This is a genomic window from Methylocapsa polymorpha, assembly GCF_045689225.1.
GTDB classification, from domain to species: Bacteria; Pseudomonadota; Alphaproteobacteria; order Rhizobiales; family Beijerinckiaceae; genus Methylocapsa; species Methylocapsa polymorpha.
The window spans coordinates 3,252,993-3,269,220 of record NZ_CP136862.1 but is presented as its reverse complement, the minus strand read 5'-3'; the positions used below and the strand labels follow the sequence as shown (position 1 = coordinate 3,269,220).

At 59.9% G+C, this 16,228-nt stretch carries 16 protein-coding genes; 3 read left to right on the top strand and 13 right to left on the bottom strand.

The features are described from left to right. The first annotated feature begins 385 nt into the window (after positions 1-385). Complete coding sequence (locus RZS28_RS15075; protein WP_407338559.1) at positions 386-1,093, top strand: superoxide dismutase; 708 nt, start codon at positions 386-388, stop codon at positions 1,091-1,093. 10 nt (positions 1,094-1,103) lie between these two features. On the opposite strand, the gene RZS28_RS15070 is transcribed toward RZS28_RS15075, so the two are convergent. Then, on the bottom strand, positions 1,104-2,450 hold the full coding sequence (locus RZS28_RS15070; protein ID WP_407338558.1) for a (Fe-S)-binding protein: 1,347 nt from the start codon (positions 2,448-2,450) through the stop codon (positions 1,104-1,106). A 155-nt stretch (positions 2,451-2,605) separates the two neighbouring features. Between RZS28_RS15070 and RZS28_RS15065 the strand changes: the two genes are divergently transcribed. Further along, the gene (locus RZS28_RS15065) at positions 2,606-3,280 is read left to right on the top strand and encodes a hypothetical protein (RefSeq protein ID WP_407338557.1); all 675 of its coding nucleotides are present in this window, start codon (positions 2,606-2,608) and stop codon (positions 3,278-3,280) included. On the opposite strand, the gene RZS28_RS15060 is transcribed toward RZS28_RS15065, so the two are convergent. The 4 genes from RZS28_RS15060 to RZS28_RS15045 all read right to left on the bottom strand — a co-directional run bounded on the left by RZS28_RS15060 (position 3,223) and on the right by RZS28_RS15045 (position 6,579). Then, positions 3,223-4,452 carry an FAD-dependent monooxygenase gene (locus RZS28_RS15060; RefSeq protein WP_407338556.1) on the bottom strand — a complete coding sequence of 410 codons (1,230 nt, stop codon included), beginning with the start codon at positions 4,450-4,452 and terminating at the stop codon, positions 3,223-3,225. The genes RZS28_RS15065 and RZS28_RS15060 overlap by 58 nt on opposite strands. Before the next feature lie 18 nt (positions 4,453-4,470). Continuing rightward, the gene (locus RZS28_RS15055) at positions 4,471-4,725 is read right to left on the bottom strand and encodes a zinc-finger domain-containing protein (RefSeq protein WP_407338555.1); all 255 of its coding nucleotides are present in this window, start codon (positions 4,723-4,725) and stop codon (positions 4,471-4,473) included. Between the two features lie 90 nt (positions 4,726-4,815). Continuing rightward, positions 4,816-5,952 carry a glycosyltransferase family 4 protein gene (locus RZS28_RS15050; RefSeq protein ID WP_407338554.1) on the bottom strand — a complete coding sequence of 379 codons (1,137 nt, stop codon included), beginning with the start codon at positions 5,950-5,952 and terminating at the stop codon, positions 4,816-4,818. A 120-nt stretch (positions 5,953-6,072) separates the two neighbouring features. Next, positions 6,073-6,579 (bottom strand): hypothetical protein, encoded by a 507-nt coding sequence (locus tag RZS28_RS15045; protein ID WP_407338553.1) that lies wholly within the window; start codon positions 6,577-6,579, stop codon positions 6,073-6,075. Between the two features lie 768 nt (positions 6,580-7,347). On the opposite strand from RZS28_RS15045, the gene RZS28_RS15040 reads away from it, so the two are divergent. Beyond that, positions 7,348-8,112: a class I SAM-dependent DNA methyltransferase gene (locus tag RZS28_RS15040; RefSeq protein WP_407338552.1), complete on the top strand. Its 765-nt coding sequence runs from the start codon at positions 7,348-7,350 to the stop codon at positions 8,110-8,112. A 52-nt stretch (positions 8,113-8,164) separates the two neighbouring features. Here RZS28_RS15040 and RZS28_RS15035 read toward each other — a convergent pair whose 3' ends face one another. From RZS28_RS15035 to lepB, 8 genes are all read right to left on the bottom strand, one after another. Further along, the gene (locus RZS28_RS15035) at positions 8,165-9,250 is read right to left on the bottom strand and encodes a glycosyltransferase (protein ID WP_407338551.1); all 1,086 of its coding nucleotides are present in this window, start codon (positions 9,248-9,250) and stop codon (positions 8,165-8,167) included. Between the two features lie 557 nt (positions 9,251-9,807). After that, the gene (locus RZS28_RS15030; RefSeq protein WP_407338550.1) at positions 9,808-10,362 is read right to left on the bottom strand and encodes a D-glycero-alpha-D-manno-heptose-1,7-bisphosphate 7-phosphatase; all 555 of its coding nucleotides are present in this window, start codon (positions 10,360-10,362) and stop codon (positions 9,808-9,810) included. Between the two features lie 12 nt (positions 10,363-10,374). Next, positions 10,375-11,577 carry a glycosyltransferase family 9 protein gene (locus RZS28_RS15025; protein WP_407338549.1) on the bottom strand — a complete coding sequence of 401 codons (1,203 nt, stop codon included), beginning with the start codon at positions 11,575-11,577 and terminating at the stop codon, positions 10,375-10,377. A 421-nt stretch (positions 11,578-11,998) separates the two neighbouring features. Next, on the bottom strand, positions 11,999-12,664 hold the full coding sequence (gmk, locus tag RZS28_RS15020; RefSeq protein WP_407338548.1) for a guanylate kinase: 666 nt from the start codon (positions 12,662-12,664) through the stop codon (positions 11,999-12,001). A 52-nt stretch (positions 12,665-12,716) separates the two neighbouring features. Beyond that, positions 12,717-13,601: a YicC/YloC family endoribonuclease gene (locus RZS28_RS15015; protein WP_407338547.1), complete on the bottom strand. Its 885-nt coding sequence runs from the start codon at positions 13,599-13,601 to the stop codon at positions 12,717-12,719. A 115-nt stretch (positions 13,602-13,716) separates the two neighbouring features. Continuing rightward, positions 13,717-14,631 (bottom strand): GTPase Era, encoded by a 915-nt coding sequence (era, locus tag RZS28_RS15010; protein WP_407338546.1) that lies wholly within the window; start codon positions 14,629-14,631, stop codon positions 13,717-13,719. Continuing rightward, positions 14,628-15,338, bottom strand: coding sequence for a ribonuclease III (gene rnc, locus RZS28_RS15005; RefSeq protein ID WP_407338545.1), 711 nt, complete (start codon positions 15,336-15,338; stop codon positions 14,628-14,630). Before rnc ends, era begins: the two co-directional genes overlap by 4 nt. 1 nt (position 15,339) lies before the next feature. Further along, positions 15,340-16,134 (bottom strand): signal peptidase I, encoded by a 795-nt coding sequence (gene lepB / locus RZS28_RS15000; RefSeq protein WP_407338544.1) that lies wholly within the window; start codon positions 16,132-16,134, stop codon positions 15,340-15,342. Positions 16,135-16,228: the final 94 nt, after the last annotated feature.

Below are 16,228 nucleotides of genomic sequence, written 5' to 3'. Positions count from 1 at the left end.
TGCGGTGGCAGGCGCCGCCGCCGGCGGGGCCACGGCCTGCGAGCCGCCGGACATATTACAGCCGCCGAGCGCGATCGCCGCGACAAGAACCGCAGCCGAGATCGATATCCGCTCCATTTGCAACTCCATCGGACATAGGGCCGCTTGAGTGTCATTGGCGGCGGGGAACTGTCAAGAGTCCGGGAGCACGATGGCGTAAGACGTTCAACTATGTTGCATGGCGGCCACGATAGGGCTCGCGCGTCTGTAGTTCGGCGAAATGCGCGCCGCTGCGCCCGTCGCAAACGCGAAGCGAACGGAAATTCCGAGTAGCTTTCGTTGCGTATTGTCTATAATTTTGATAGACTGCTTACTTCGCCAAAAGCGCGTTTCCGAGAGAAGCTTCATGCAGCCGTTCAATACAATCGATCGACGTTCGATCCTTATAGGCTCCTCCACGCTGCTCGGCGTCGCAGGGCTGAGCGTTCCCTCCTACGGGAGAGAGGAGACTAGGCTCGCGGCCTCCTACCCTCCCTTGCCCTATGCCGACACCGCCTTGGCGCCGGTGATTTCGAGTGAAACAGTTGCCTATCATTATGGCAAGCACCACAAGGGCTATTATGACGCCGTGCTGAAGGCTGTCGCGGGCGGCGAATTCGCGGACGCGAGCCTCGAGGAAATCATCCGGAAGACGGCGCAAGATCCGTCCCGCGCCGCTTTGTTCAACCCCGCCGGACAGCTTTGGAACCATAATTTCTACTGGGCCAGCATACGCCCGAAAGGCGGCGGCAAGCCGAGCGGCGCGATCGCCGCCCAGATCGACGAGGCCTTCGGCGGCTATGACGGGTTTCGCAAGGAATTTCTGGGCGCGGCGACCAAATTATTCGGCAGCGGCTGGGTCTGGCTCGTGCAAGGTCCGCAGAATAAATTAGCGGTGGTTCCGACCGCCAACGCCGATACGCCTATCGCGCACGGGATCAAACCCCTTCTGACCTTGGATGTCTGGGAGCATTCCTATTACATCGATTGGCGCAACCGCCGCGCCGATTACGCCAACGCCTGGCTCGACCGGCTCGTCAATTGGGATTTCGCCAACCAGAACGCCTCAAGCTGAAAGACGAGCCTCAATTCAAGGCGAGCGCGTCGCGCAGCAGCACCGCGATATGGATCGAGTCCCGGCCGCCGCCATGGCGGATCTGATGCCGGCAGGAAAATCCATTGGCGATGATTGGCGCGTCTTTCTCCGCCGCGCGCACGGTCGGCAGAAACGAGATTTCCGCCATGTCGAGTGAAGCTTTGTAATGTTCGGCCTCGAGGCCGAAACTGCCCGCCATGCCGCAGCAGCTCGCCTCGATGAGATCGAACTTGAAACCCGGAATCCAGCTGAGCGCCTTGCGCGTCGCCTTCATGACCCCGAAAGCCTTCTGATGGCAATGGCCATGCACAAGCGCTTTCGGCAGATCGAGCGGCTTCAGATTCAGCCGCATCCCGCGCTGATGCTCGCGGACCAGAAACTCTTCCAGCAAATAGAGCTGCTTGCCGAGGTCCCCGACTTCGGCGCCAAGGCCGAGGCTGTACAGCTCGTCGCGCAGGGAGAGCAAGCATGAGGGCTCGAGCCCGATGATCGGCGTGCCCTTCACGATCTCCGGCCGGAACGCCGCGAGCACGCGCTTGCCTTCGACGCGGGCCTCTTCGACCAAGCCGGTCGTGAGATAGGTGCGCCCACAACACAATGGGCGGTCCGGCTCGGAATCATCGGGCGCGGGCTTGGCGATGCGCACCTTGTAGCCGGCGCTCGACAGGACCGTAACGGCGGCCTCGGCGATCTCCGGATCGAAATGATGGCAGAAGGTGTCGACAAACAAGATCACGTCGCCGCGCTCACCCTCCCCTTTGGCCTCGAAACCGGCGAATGGCTTCGCCGCAAGCGCCGGAAGCGGCCGCGCCGCGGCGATCCCGAGCCATCGCTCGGCGAGCTTCGCCAATGTTTCCGAACGATTGCGCAAGGAAATTCCAAACCGCAACAGACGGCGGTAGCGCGAAGCCCATCGCGGCAAGGCGCCGAAGAGCAGCGTCCGGCGCGGGACGCCGAGAATCGCATGGCGCTGCGCGAGATATTCCGTCTTGATGAGAGTCATGTCGACGGAGCTCGGGCATTCCTTCTTGCAGGCCTTGCACGAGACGCAAAGGTCCATGGCCTCGGCGAGACGCGGATCGTCGAAGGATTTCTCGCCATATTCGCCATTGAGCGCCGCCTTGAAGGCGGCGACCCGCGCCTCGGTCGAGTGAGCTCTGTCGCCGGTGATCCGATAGCTCGGGCACATCACGCCCTTGCCGGTGTTCTGGCAGTCGCGGCTGTGCATGCAGACCGCCACCGCCTTGGCGTAATTGCCGCCGGTCGCCGGAATGCCGGAATAGGCGTCGCCAATGCCGTAAGTGTCATAGGCCGACCAGTCGAGAAAAGTCTTCATGCCCCCTGCTCCGCCGTCTCGGGTCGCCCGCGCATTTGGACCAGAAATGAAAGCAAGCCTTGCGCCAGCTAAGCCCGGCTTGCGCGGCGATTCGAACGAAGACAGGATGGCGCATAAAGTAAGAACGTCGCAAATAATTCGAGGAAATCATCCCGATGAGCAATCGCGGCGCGGCGCTCGCCTTGTTCGCTGTTTTCCTCGCGTTTCTTGCCGCTGCGGAATCTCCAGCTTTGGCGGTCAGCATGGACAAGAGTTCGAGAACGAAAGAATGCGCGGCGATGATCGGCGTCGAGACGATCCATATCGCAGCCTATCAGCCGGAGATTTCGTTCGATAAATTCTGCGATGACCTTCCCGTGACGGGAAAGACGGTTCTGGCGCTGGATTTTGACGCGCCCAGCCTTCGGGATTCGCCTGTCGAAATCCGAATCGTCAAGGAGCCTATGACGCGGCTCGCCGCGCGCGGCGATCTCGATCCTCTGACCGAAGCCTATTTGGCGCCCAGGACTTATCCGAACGGAACTCTGTATTTCGAACATGATTTCAAGGAAAGCGGCCAGTTTATCGCGCTCATAACATTCACTCAGCTGAGCGGCGAGACAAGGATGGCGCAGTTCAAATTCTCGGTCGGACAGCCGCTCCATCGCCTTGCGCCCCTAATCGTCGGAGGCGCCCTCATCGCGGCTGCCCTGCTCTTTTATTGGAGACATACGCAGGCAAAAGATCGAAACCAGCGGCCGCAGTCCGGGTCTGAGAGTCATCGGCGCAAATGTCATTCAGCGCTTCCAGATTTCAGGACCGCTGCGTCACAGAGCGGATGCGCGTCATAGAGCCAATCATAGCGGGAGAGCAGCCTCGCGCCGCCAAGGGCGTGAAGGGCGAGATCGCGGGCGAGGGCGGCCGGCCCCGTGAGGTGGTAAATCTTGCCTTGGCGGCGTGATTCGAGCTGCACGCGCGACGCGCGCGCCAGGCGGGCGGCCTGATAGGCGGCGAGCGCACGCTCTATGTTACGGTCACGGCCTAGGGCCGCGCCCAAGGCGGCCGCATCCTCGATCGCCTGAGCCGCGCCTTGGGCGAGAAAGGGCAACATGGGATGCGCGGCGTCGCCGAGCAGCGCGACCCGCCCCGCCGTCCAGCTCGGGAGCGGATCGGCGTCGAACAGAGGCCATTTCCGCCAATCGGAGGCGGCGGCGAGAAGGTCCCTTGCGCTTTCCCGCCAGCGGGCGAAACGCGCCTCGAGATAGGCCGGATCGCCTGGGCTCGACCAGAAGTTTTCCGAATTGGCGCGAAAATCCTCCTCCACGATGGCGACGACATTGACCACCGCGCCGCCGCGCAAAGGATAATGCACGAGATGCGCTCGCTTGCCGAGCCAGAGCGACGTCTCCTCGCGCCGCATTTCCGCCGGAACGCGGCTCGCTTCGACAAGGGCGCGCCAAGCGGTGCGGCCGGAAAATCTTGGCGAAACGCCCCTGTCCGCCGCCAGCCTCTGGCGCACCAGCGAGCGCAATCCGTCGGCCCCGATCAGGCAATCGCCAGTCGCCTCCGTCCTGATCGCGCCTCGCTTGATGGCGATCGCGACGCCATCCGCGCCGGAGGCGAAACCCGCGAGCGCGGCGCCGGTGTGGACCGTTATGGCCTCTTCCCCCGCGACCGTTTCGATGAGAGCGCGCTGCAGATCGGCGCGATGCGCGAGAAGATAAGGGGCGCCCCAGCGCTTTTCTGCGTCTTCGAGCGGCAAGGTCGCAACGGTCGCGCCATCGCGCGCTCGGCGGATTCTGACGGCGCGAGGCACCAGGCTCGAGGGGATCAAGCGGTCGAGCGCGCCGAAGCTGCGCAAAATCGCGCTGGCGTTGGGCGAAAGCTGGAGACCGGCGCCGATCTCCTCCAGCGCCTTCGCCTGCTCATAGACGCTGACTCGAAAGCCGGCGCGGGCGAGGCACAAAGCGGCGCAGAGCCCGCCGACGCCGCCGCCCGCGATCAGGGCGTGCGGAGCGCTCATTGCATCAGAGCCAGCGGCTCAGGCGGCTTCGGGGACCGATTCGGGGATGAAAGCGCATTCGGGCGGTTCGCAGCCCCCATGCAAATGTTCATCGTAAACGTAATGGGTCGAGCAATAGGGACAAATCGCATCATTGTCCGCGCCCATGTCGATGAAAATATGCGGATGATCGAAAGGCGGCAAAGCGCCGACGCACATGAATTCCTTGGCGCCGACGCGCACCTGCGCAACGCCCGGCTGATTGTGGAAATGCGGAGTGCCATGCTCGCTCATGATCTCGTCCCGAATGCGGAAGGTGGCCGGAGCATAGGCGGATCAAACCGATTTGGGTAGCCCCGCAACTGTCCTGAACTTCGCGCTTGATCAAGCGCGCGCCGCCTCATCGCGCAGCTCGTCGATGATGTTGTCGAGATTCGACCGGAAGGCCGGGTTCAAGTATTTCTCATCTACTTTTCGACGGCCTCGCTCGCCCATGGCGGAGGCTAGCTCCGGCTGCGACAACAAGACATAGAGACGATCCGCAATCATGGAAACATCCGTCGGATCAACGACAAAGCCATCGATCCCATCGGCGACGACCTCCTTCGAGGCGCCCAGTGTGCTGCAAATGACCGGCAATCCCCGCTGCCAGGCTTCAAGATAAACGATTCCAAACCCTTCCTTCGAAGAGGGCATGGCGAAAACCGTCGCTCGCGCATAGGCGGCGCGAAGCTCGGCGTCATCGACCTTGCCGAGAAACTTTACGGCGTCGCTGACGCCAAGCTCTTTCGCGAGCGCAACGAGTTCGGGCCGCAAGGCGCCGTCGCCGACAATCTCGTATCTGAGGGCCGGCAGCCTTTCCTTGAGCTTCGCCACCGCGCGGATCATCTGGTCGACATTTTTTTCGCGATCGGCGATGGCGAGCCGATTCACTGTCAGAATTGTCGCGGGCTCCCGCTCATTGGAGCGCAACGAAACCTTAACCTGGTCGACCGCATTTGGCAGAAGCCTAAATTTTGTGCGCGGAACGTCGAATTCCCGCGCCATCGTGTCCGCGGTGAAAGAGCTGACCGAAGCAATCCTCGTCAAAGCGCGGAGGAACAAGGATTCGTACCAACGTCTTTCGCGGCGGCTCGAATTATTCCAGACCTCGACCCCGTGAACGAAGAGCAGAATCGGCATCTTCGGCCGAAGACACCTGACCGCGGCCGCGAGCGGAAGCAGATTTATGTGGCAGATGACGAAAATATTAGCCTGAGTGAGTCCAGCCCATATGGCTTTGGCGGAAAACGCGAGGCTATTGTTCAACCCCGCGATGTCGATCCCTTTTATCGCAGGAATTGAGACGCCCTCGTCGCCGCGAATGAGGACAAATGGGAAATGCTCTCCTCGCTCGACGGCGCGCTTTGCGAGATTTTCAATGACCCGACGGTTGAAGTTCTGCAGCCCGCCGATTTTCGAATAGGTCCCCAACGCGCAAACAACCACGCGGCGGTGGTCGCGTGGAAGGCTGGGAAGCATCTCTTTTACGCCAATGGACGACATCCGGCTACGCCTCATGGATGTTTCACGCCGATCGAAATGCAACTTACGCAAAGCGCGGTACAAAAAACGATCTGCGCGCAAACGCGCGCCGCCTCATCATTCCCCATCGGCAGGCGCCATTACGGCAACGCCATGATTCGCTGTCTGCTCGGGTTTTCCGCGGCCCGATAGGCGGAAGCGTGAGCGCGTCGCCTGATCGAAGCGCTGTCGACTGTCCGCGCTCTCATTTGCTTTGGAAGATTGCGACGAGTCAGATCGTATCGACTTTATTACGGCGTGAATCAACTCCACAACGGACTCTCGACACGTCGCAATATCGTCATTCCAACGAGTAAGAGTATATCTATGATTGTATTTCTTTAAAATGACGTCGGAAAATTGTCTTTCAAAGAGCTGAAAATAAAAATCCTCATTGGCTCGGTCATGCTCCCGCCAAGACTTTACGAGAACCCCGGAAAGGCAATAAGAGACAGCGCTTTTGCTATCGAGGCCGCAAGCGCGGCCATTTGCGTCGCGCGCCATGGAGCCCTGATTCCAGCCCCTCTCCTCAAGAAGATAGCAAGCCCCCAAAAGAATTTTGACAATTATGTCGTCAGTCGTCATCGTCGAGCTCTCGCCAAAAAGCGGCCGGCCATAGTTACTACCTACTATTGAGCTAACTATATATCATATCAATGAAAAACAGCGGGGGCGTTAAAGAAAAGTGCAATTTATATTAAGTGATAGGCTTATTTTATGAGTATTGCTTTATGCATATATTATGTTGAATTTTGATATTTAACAGTATGTACATGATAGCCATATTTACGTTTCCGACATTAATAGCTCGAGCCAAGGAAGGCGCCACGTCGAAGCAGCTGTCCGAACTTTTGCCGACTTATGTAGCCTAATTCGACCGAAATAGTATATTTATTATACCGATTAGGTCAAGTTATCCAACCTGCCCAATAGACGGGGCAGTGACCCAACGCATCGCTTTCTCACTCTCGGAAACCCCTGATGGGCGGCGCGATGGTAAAAAAGGGCGGTTCAGACTCGGCCCCGTAGCCTTACAACGCAGTCCGATGATCGCTAAGGCTGTCATCGAAACGCCGCACCTGAGGCCATTCAAAAAACGCAATTCAAATCGTATCAAATCCCGACCGAGGCCCATGCCGCGACTTATCTGCGCGCGCCAGGCGCGGCGCGAAAGCCGTCGGTTTTGCGTGAGACGATCCAGCCCAAGCCCGTCCGCGCAACAGGGCGAGATTTCAAGGCGGCGGCATTTCCGACAACTCATTCAGTCCGGCCCAAGAAATTGAAGCGACCGGCAAGCGACAGCGCCGCCGGAGATCCGCGAACCGCACGCCTAATTCGTAAAGGAGTTCTCCCATGCCAGCCCCAGGGCCAGAGATATATGCTCTCAGTGAGTTCAAGCAATTCATCTATAGTTCTTATGGCCAGACGCATCCTGTTTTCGCCGATGAGTCCGAAAGCGAATCGAGCGGACGATCGCGGCTCGTCGAGACTTTGCTTCGAAAAGCCTTGCCGGATGATAAAAACGCGTCGATCCTCGACTTCGGCTGCGGCGACGGCCTCCTCCTTTCGATCGCTCAGAAACTCGGATACCATGATCTCGCCGGGGTCGATCTATCCAAGGATTTGATCGAGAGAGCAGGTCGGCGGACGTCCGCCAGGCTGCGCTGCGGCAGTGGCCTGGACCTCCTCAAATCGAGCCCTGACCAAGCCTTCGACGCCATCACCGCCTTCGACGTATTCAGCCATCTCACGCGCCCGGAGCTGCTGGAGGCTTGCCGGCAGATCATTCGCACGCTGCGGCCAGGCGGGCGGCTGCTCCTCCTCGTCCCCAATGGAAATTCGCCGTTTTGCGGAACGGTGCTGGCGGGCGATCTGACGCATGAAAGACCCTACACAAAGACGTCGCTCATGCAGGTTCTGGCGCCGCTCGGCTTTGAAGATATTCAGGCGATGGAGGTGCCGCCGCTTCGGCATGGACTAAAGAGCACCGTCCGCGCAGCGCTGTGGACGTTCTTTCGAGCCTGGGCGGTCCTGTGGCTGGCGGCCGAGACTGGATATACCGGCGGTCGCCTTCTCACCCTCAACATATTCGTGACGGCTCGCAAGCCCGCGCAATAAGGTCCGGCAAAATCCGGGCGGATCGCGCTGACGGCGACTCCGCCTGCAGCGGTTAATCGCCCGCTCTAACCAAAGGACGCGGCAAAGTTTGCTGCGCGGCGTCAGGGCATGACGCCGCGGACGGCTTTGCTGCCGCATCCAGTATCTTGGCTAACAGCTTCTCATTGAAATCGCCATTCTGGCGCACCCGGTTGAAGCCGGCCGCGGCGATTTGCTTTATCCGCTCCGGGTTGGCGAGCAAGGCCAGGCAAAGGTCGGCGCATTCATCGGGCCCGTCAAAAAACACCGCCTCCTCGCCATCCTTATACATGGCGAGATGGTCCGAGGTGCGCTCGGCGCAAAACAGCGTTCCGATCGCCGGTATTTCAAGGCTTCTCGTCGTGTGGAGATCCTCGTTGCCCTTGGACAGAAGACCGATCGCGATGGACGCCCCTCGAATGGCTTTGACGTAGTCCTCGCCTTCGAGATTTCCAAGAACGACATGCGACCGAAGCGCTTCATATTCAGGAGCCTTCGTCCATCGCTCGCCGTAGATGCGAAGCGGGACGCCGCGCTCGATGAGCCGCAGCAGGAACGGACCACGCTCCGGAAACCAGGTGCCGACGAAAACAACCTGAGAGGAGAAGCGCGCCCGGCTTTCCTCCGTCAGTTCGATCGGACGATGGACAGCCTCATCCGCGGCGAACTTTACCGCGAGGACGCGTCGCGCGCCCACGCGCTGCGCGGCTTGCGCGCTCGACAAGCGCGGACTGACGATGAGGTCATAAGCGGGAAGCGCCTCCAAAAACAGGCGCCAGCGGCGCCCGTCTCTGGCGACATAGGGATTGTCCTGATTGTAGTTAACGACGATTTTGCCTATTTTCTTTAAGGCGGCGACCGCTGCGGGGCCAATAAGTTCACCATGATCGACAAACACAAAATCAAAAATTTCGCCCTTAACTTTGGACAAGATATAGTTCTTGTATAGCCAGGAAAGCCCCAAAGCTCCTGTATGAAATTTCCAGAAATCAAGCAGTTTTATCGATGGATCGGCTGAATCCGGGTCGACCACAGTGACTTCGTGCCCAAGTCTCTGGAAAGCCCGAATCCTTTGCTCCGCTGTTCCGGCCCAGGGACCGATATACAGTATATGCGCCATATCCACCGCCTCATTTTATTTTGGCGTTCGCCGAGAGAGTTGAATTGCGACCGAAACGCTCAAGACCTAGCGACGCCAAACATTTCCATCTTACCCCATCTGAATCTAATCGGGCCGCGGAAAACAAATAGCCGCTTCCTTCAATACCAGCAATGAACCGCGCAATTGCGCGGCCATCGCAGGCTGGTCGGCCCCACCCAATTAAATGAAAAGCTCTGTCCGAAGCGTTTGCCAAATCATGAGCAAAAACAATAAAATAAGAAAGATTTATCGACGGGGCCGCGCCAGTTTCCGTATAGGATAAACTTCGCCGACGATCAAGTAAAAATCTAGAATATAAAAATCTGTGAAGCCCTGAGACAAGCAACAGATCGCATAAATATCAGGCGCCAAAATACAAAACGTCAGGGTCAAATATTCTTGCGTATTTCAGAAGGATCGCCCGCGCCGGTTCTGCGCGCGCAAGTTGCGCCCGCGCTCGATCTCGATCTCGATCCAGCGAAGAAGCTGCGAGCTGTTTCAATCTTGCACGAGCGAGCGCGTTCGCAGGAGGCGACTCAAGCATCGCCTCGCGCCAGATGGCGAGCAACTTCCTCGCTCGCTTCGATGAGGTCGCGGCAGACCGGCGCCGGCAGAGAACGCGCATAGTCTACGTCCAAGCGTCCATGTCCGGTGGTGACTAAAATGCCCGTGGCGCCGACCGCGGATGCGAGATCTATGTCGCTGCGTTTGTCGCCGATCACGAAAGACCGCGCGGGATCGAGATCGAGATCATGAACGGCGGCGCGTATCATGCCCGGCAGCGGCTTGCGGCATGAGCATTCCTCGTCGGGAGCGTGCGGGCACATATACCAACCGGCGATCGCTATGCCTTCATGCGTAAGAAGCTCTCCGAGCCGACGCTCAACGGCGCGCGCTTGCTCGAGCGAAAAATAGCCGCGCCCGACGCCTGACTGGTTCGAGACGATCACGAGAGGGAATGAATGACTGGACAAGGCGCGCAAGCCGTCGACGGCGCCGTCGAGAAGGACCACTTGGTCCGGGTCGCCGAGATAGTTCTTCTCGACGATGATGGTTCCGTCCCGATCCAGGAAGATAGCTGGAGACGTCATGCTCTTGCCAACCTACGAGTGGGTTTTCACGGAGGCCGGCGCCGGCAAAGACTCCCGCACGGCGGCGGCGACTTCCTCCACCCTGATCAGTGCGATCCCGTCCATGCGTTGGATAACTCTATGCCGAGGTCCATAAGGATGCCATTTCCTCGGCGGATTATTTCCGCTGAAAAGCGCGACGCAGACCACTTCAGATGCGGCGGCGAGATGCATCGGGCCTGAATCATGGCCGATAAAAAGGCATGCTCTTTCGAGCGCCGCCGCGCTCTCCCGTGGTGAAAGGCGGCCACACGCATTCACAACCGGACTTGGCCAGTTTTCCGTCACCTCGCCGACGCATGAGGCGTCGTCGGCGCCGCCGATAACGAGCAGCCCATATGACCCATGCGTTTGGGCGAGTTCGACGAAGAGACCGCGCCAATTCTCGTTTCCCCAATGGTTCTGGGCGACCTTGCCTCCCATATTGATCGCGATAAACGGCCGTGATCCAAACGGAGCGACCGCGTCGCCGGCGACGCGTCGCTCCGCATCGGTCAGCAGCAAATCCCAGCTTGCTCGGCGATCGAGATCAACAGGTCCGAGCTCGGCGACGGTGGCGGCCAAACGTGCGCATTCCTGTTCGACATTGCCGTCGGCGTCGAGCCTGTCCTGCTTAATCAAAGTCCAGAGATTGGGAGCGCCGATGATATGTTTGACGCCGCAAAGACGGAAAAAGATAAGGTCTCGATAAACCGTAAGGACGCCTCGGAAGTCCATGAGGTAGACCAGCGTCGAAACTTCGAGCGCCCTGAGCCGCAACGCCAGATCCCACAATCGCGCGATCGATCGCAGCCGGACCGGATAGAGGACGACGCCGTTAATCAGACCCGAATTGGCCAAAATGGACTCGAGCGGAGCCGCCTTCGACGACACAGGAAGATTCGTCAAGACATAGCGTTCGGCGTCCGGAAAGACTTCCGCGACCTTATGCAGGCAAGGAAGCGCAACGACGGTGTCGCCGAGACTTCCCAAGCGATAGATCAGGATCCGCTCGACCGGTTTTCCCGACCCCGCCGGATCTGGCCGCGACCGGCTGAAGCTCTTGCCTTCTTCATTTCGGCCGTCGTTGCGGACCGGCTCAGGGTCAGCGTCGGACTTGGCCCTCGCGCAACGGCCGCGCCACCCAGCCCTTATCTTGTCAGCTAAGCTTGACCATAGCTTTTCAGTTCCGAGCATAAGCTGAGTGCGATCGAAACATTCAGTTAATTTCCGAGCGATGGACATTTGCACTACAAGCACCCTCGCGTTGGTCATCGACGACCGATTCAAGACGCCAGCCGAGGACAAGCCAGCGGGCATCCGCGTCCCCTTTTCGCGCTCCTCCAACAATTTGGTTTAGCTCACTTGCGCCGAGCGGCTTTTCTTGTCGGACTATCTCCGCTGGCATCGCCCCGCTCCACATGCCGCTTGGCGCGGAAATGCGAGACCAGCCGGAGGTTTTTGGCGCCCAACTGTGCTGATAACATGAAAGTGGCCCAGGAGAAAGCAAAAGTGATGATTATTGAATAATGTCATTCATCATAGCCGATATGGGCGCACAAGTCGCAGGCGAAACGCCGAGCCGCAACAGGAGCCGCTGCGCAAGAGGCCGGCTTCGTCAATCATCGCTGTCCTCCTTAAGCAAATTATCGACGAAGTTCGCTATGCCATCCCTCATTCGCGACGTGCGGCGACGCTCTGCGGCGAGGATCACAAGAAGATCGTCAAACGTCCGCTGAAGATCGTCATTAACGAGCACATAATCGTAATCCTTCCAGCGGCCGATTTCATTGCGAGAGTTAGCGAGGCGCTTGGCTATCGCCTCGGGCGAGTCCTCAGCGCGCCGCAAGAGGCGCGCGCGCAGCTCCTTCATCGACGGCGGCAGTATGAAGATCGTCACGACATCTCCCGCGGTCCTTTGCTTGACTTGCTGGGTCCCTTGATAGTCGATGTCGAAGAGAACATCGCGCCCTTGCGCGAGGACTTTTTCGACCAGCTCGCGCGGAGTCCCATAGTAATTGCCATGCACCTCAGCCCATTCGAGGAGATCGCCGGCGTCGCGCATGGCGTCGAACTGTTTCTTGTCGATGAACATGTAATGGATTCCATCGACCTCGCTCGAACGGCGCGGCCGGGTCGTCACTGAAATCGACAAAGTGAGATCAAGCTCCTTGGTCTGGAGCAGCATCCGGGTCAAGGTCGTCTTCCCCGCCCCGGAAGGAGAAGAGAGGATCAGCATCAAGCCTCGCCGGGCGAGGCCCAAGTCGCTCCGCCCACGAGTCATATTTTCTCCCGCGAATCGTGTCCCGCGAAGCGCTCTATTGGCCGCATGGCGTCTACTCGATATTCTGGATCTGTTCGCGAAATTGCTCGATCTCGACGCGCAGTTCGAGGCCCAGAGCCGTCAGGCTCGCGTCGTTCGATTTCGCGCAGAGCGTATTGGCCTCGCGCGCAAGCTCCTGAGCGAGGAAGTCGAGCCGGCGGCCGACCGCTCCTCCCGCCGCCAAGAGATCGCGCGCCGCCGCAGCATGGGCGACAAGGCGGTCCAATTCTTCTCTTATGTCCGCCTTGGCGGCCAGCATGAGCGCTTCCTGATGCAGACGATTCTGGTCGAAATTCGCATGTCCGGCGAGGGCTGCGAGCGACTGTTCGAGACGCGCCCGGACCGCCTCCGGCTTGCGCGCGGGGCAAACTTCGGCCGCTTGCGTCAGCTTGGCGATCCGTTCGAGCCGCGCCGTCAGGACGGAGGCGAGCGCGCCTCCCTCGCGAAGCCGCATCGCCACAAGAGCCTCCAGCGCCGCGTCGAGGCCGCCGAGAGCCGCGGCCCGCGCCTGGAAGATTTCCGCTTCGGCCTCGGCCGCGTCGGCGATTTCCACGACGCCGCGGACGGCCAGAAGGCCGTCGAGCGTCGCCGGCGCGACCGCGCCCTGGAGCTCTATATCGGCGACCGCCGCTATGAGCTTGCCCAACAATTCCCGGTTCACGCGAACTTCGGGCGTGGCTAGCTCTCGCTGCGCCGTCAGCGACGCATAGATCGTCCCACGCGCTAGCTTTCGCGTGATGCGCAGGCGGGCGTCCGGCTCGATCGCGTCGAACCCCTGCGCCAGCCGCAGCCTGACATCGAGCCCCTTCGCATTGACCGATTTGAGCTCCCAGGCCCAGCGGTAGGACCCCGCGTTACCCGCGGCCCCGGCGAAGCCCGTCATGCTGGCGATCATCATGAATTTAAACTTGAACTCCGAGGGAGCAATCCGGCGCGCACCATAGAGCTGCAATTATCCGCGCTCAAGTTGGCATTGATTCCGTCCGCGCGCCTTCCGTACCGCGAGCCCGCTTTCAATTCTTTGGGAACTCGAGTCCCATCTCGCGATAGCGTTCGGGATCGTCCGGCCAATTCTCGCGCACCTTGACGAACAGAAAAAGATGAACCGTCTGCTCGGCCGCCGCCATGATCTCCTTGCGCGCGGCGGTTCCGATCGCCTTGATCGTGCGGCCGCCTTCGCCGATCACGATTTTCTTATGGCCTTCGCGCATGACATAGATCGTCTGCTCGACCCTGGCGGAGCCGTCCGGCATGTCCTTCCAAAGCTCGGTTTCCACGGTCGATTGATACGGCAGTTCGTCATGCAGGCGCTCGAAGATCTTTTCGCGCGTGATCTCCGCCGCGAGCGAGCGCAGCGGCGCGTCGGAGATCTGATCTTCCGGATAAAGCCAAGGCCCCGGCGGCATCAGCGCGGCAAGCTGCTGCTTGAGCTTCAAGACTCCATGGCCCCGCAATGCTGAAATCATGAAGGTCTCCGCGAAGGGCAGTTCGGCGTTGAGCTTCGCCGCGAGTTCGAGAAGCCTTGGCGGCTCAACCGTGTCGATCTTGTTGAGGACAAGAATTTTCGCAGCCCCAACTTGCCCCAGCCTGGCGAGGATGGCTTCGACCTCTTCGTCCACGCCTTTGCGCGCATCGACGAGCAAGGCCACGGCGTCGGCGTCGCCCGCCCCGCCCCAGGCGGAACTCACCATCGCCCGGTCGAGCCTGCGCTTCGGCGCGAAAATGCCCGGCGTGTCGACGAAGATAATTTGCGCCTTGCCTTCGATGGCGATCCCGCGCACGAGGCTGCGCGTCGTTTGAACCTTGCGGGAAACGATCGAGACTTTCGCCCCGACGAGTTGATTGATGAGCGTCGATTTGCCCGCGTTCGGCGCGCCGATCAGCGCGACAAAGCCGCACCTCGTCTCGAATTCGGTTTCCGCGTTCACGCAACGCCCTTATGGCCGCCTTGGTCGATTCCCTCGCGCGCGATAAAGTCAGCGGCGGCAGCCTGCTCGGCCACGCGCTTCGCGAAACCCTTCGCTTCGGCTGGCTCGTAGCCCAAAACCTCCACCGCGATCGAGAATTCAGGCGCATGATCTGGGCCGCTGCGCGCAGTCTCTCGATAAACCGGCGTCGGCAGGCCGCGCGCCTGCGCCCATTCCTGCAGCGAGGTCTTCGGATCGCGCAATGGCCGCCGCGGCGAGCGCATGCGCGCCTCGAAGGCGCCCCTCACGATGGCCCTGGCCGGCGCATAGCCGGCGTCGAGGAAAATTGCGCCTATGATCGATTCGCAGATGTCGCCGAGGATCGCCGTCTTGGCGGCTCCGGTCTGCCGCTCGCTATCGCCGAGCCGGATGAAAGCCTGCACGCCCCATTCGAGCGCGACCTCGGCGCAGCTCTCCTTGCGCACAAGGTCGGCGAGGCGACGCGACAGCTCGCCTTCCTCGGCCAAGGGAAAAGCCTCGTAGAGCATTTCGGAGATGACAAGGCCGAGCACGCGGTCGCCGAGAAATTCAAGCCTTTGGTAAGTCTCGCGCCGCGAGCCGTTGGCGGCGCTCACATGAGTCAGCGCCGCGGCGATGAGGCCGCTATCAGCGAATATATGGCCAATCCGCGCCTCAAGCGCGCTCACATCCAGATTTTGCCGCGCCATCCTATTTCACGGGCTTCAGCATCCGGTCCCACCGCACCGTCCACGGCCACTCCCAGAACTTCCACGCGGGTTCGCCCTTGCCGACCGAGAAGAATATCAATTCGGCCCTACCGACCAGATTTTCAAGCGGCACAAAGCCGACGCCGCCCTGTTCGGGCGCAACACGGCTATCGGTGGAGTTGTCGCGATTGTCGCCCATCATGAAATAGTCGTCGGGCGGCACTTCGAACACCTGAGTATTGTCGTTGAATCCCGTATCGCCTTGAATTTCGATGATCGTGTGCTTCACGCCGCCGGGCAGCGTCTCCTCATAAGTGGCGACATCGGTCTCGCGGCCGTAGAAATCCTCCGTATGCGCCTTGGCGATCGGCTGGCGCGGCACGATCTCGCCGTTGATGTAGAGACGGCCCTCCTTCACCTGGATTCTATCGCCGGGCAGGCCGATCACGCGCTTGATATAGTCCGTCTGGCCGTCGCGCGGCAGCTTGAAGACCACCACATCGCCGCGTTTTGGCGGCGAAGCCAGAATTCGGCCGGAAAACAGGTCCGGGCTGAACGGAAACGAATGCCTCGAATAGCCATAGGCGTATTTGGAGACGAAGAGATAGTCGCCGATCAGCAACGTCGGAATCATCGAGCCGGACGGTATGTTAAACGGCTGAAACAGGAACGTGCGAACAACAAGCGCAATAAGCAGCGCCTGAACGATGACCTTGAACGTCTCGCCCTTGCCGCCTTCCTTGGCGCGATGCTTCGCATCGGCGCTTTTTTCATTCAACCGCACTGGCTCTGACATCGTAATCTTCTCTCTAGAGCATTTTCAATCGAAGCCGGCGCCGGCTCGCCTGCAAATGCGGCAAAATGAAAGGTTAGAGACGTTCCACGATTGG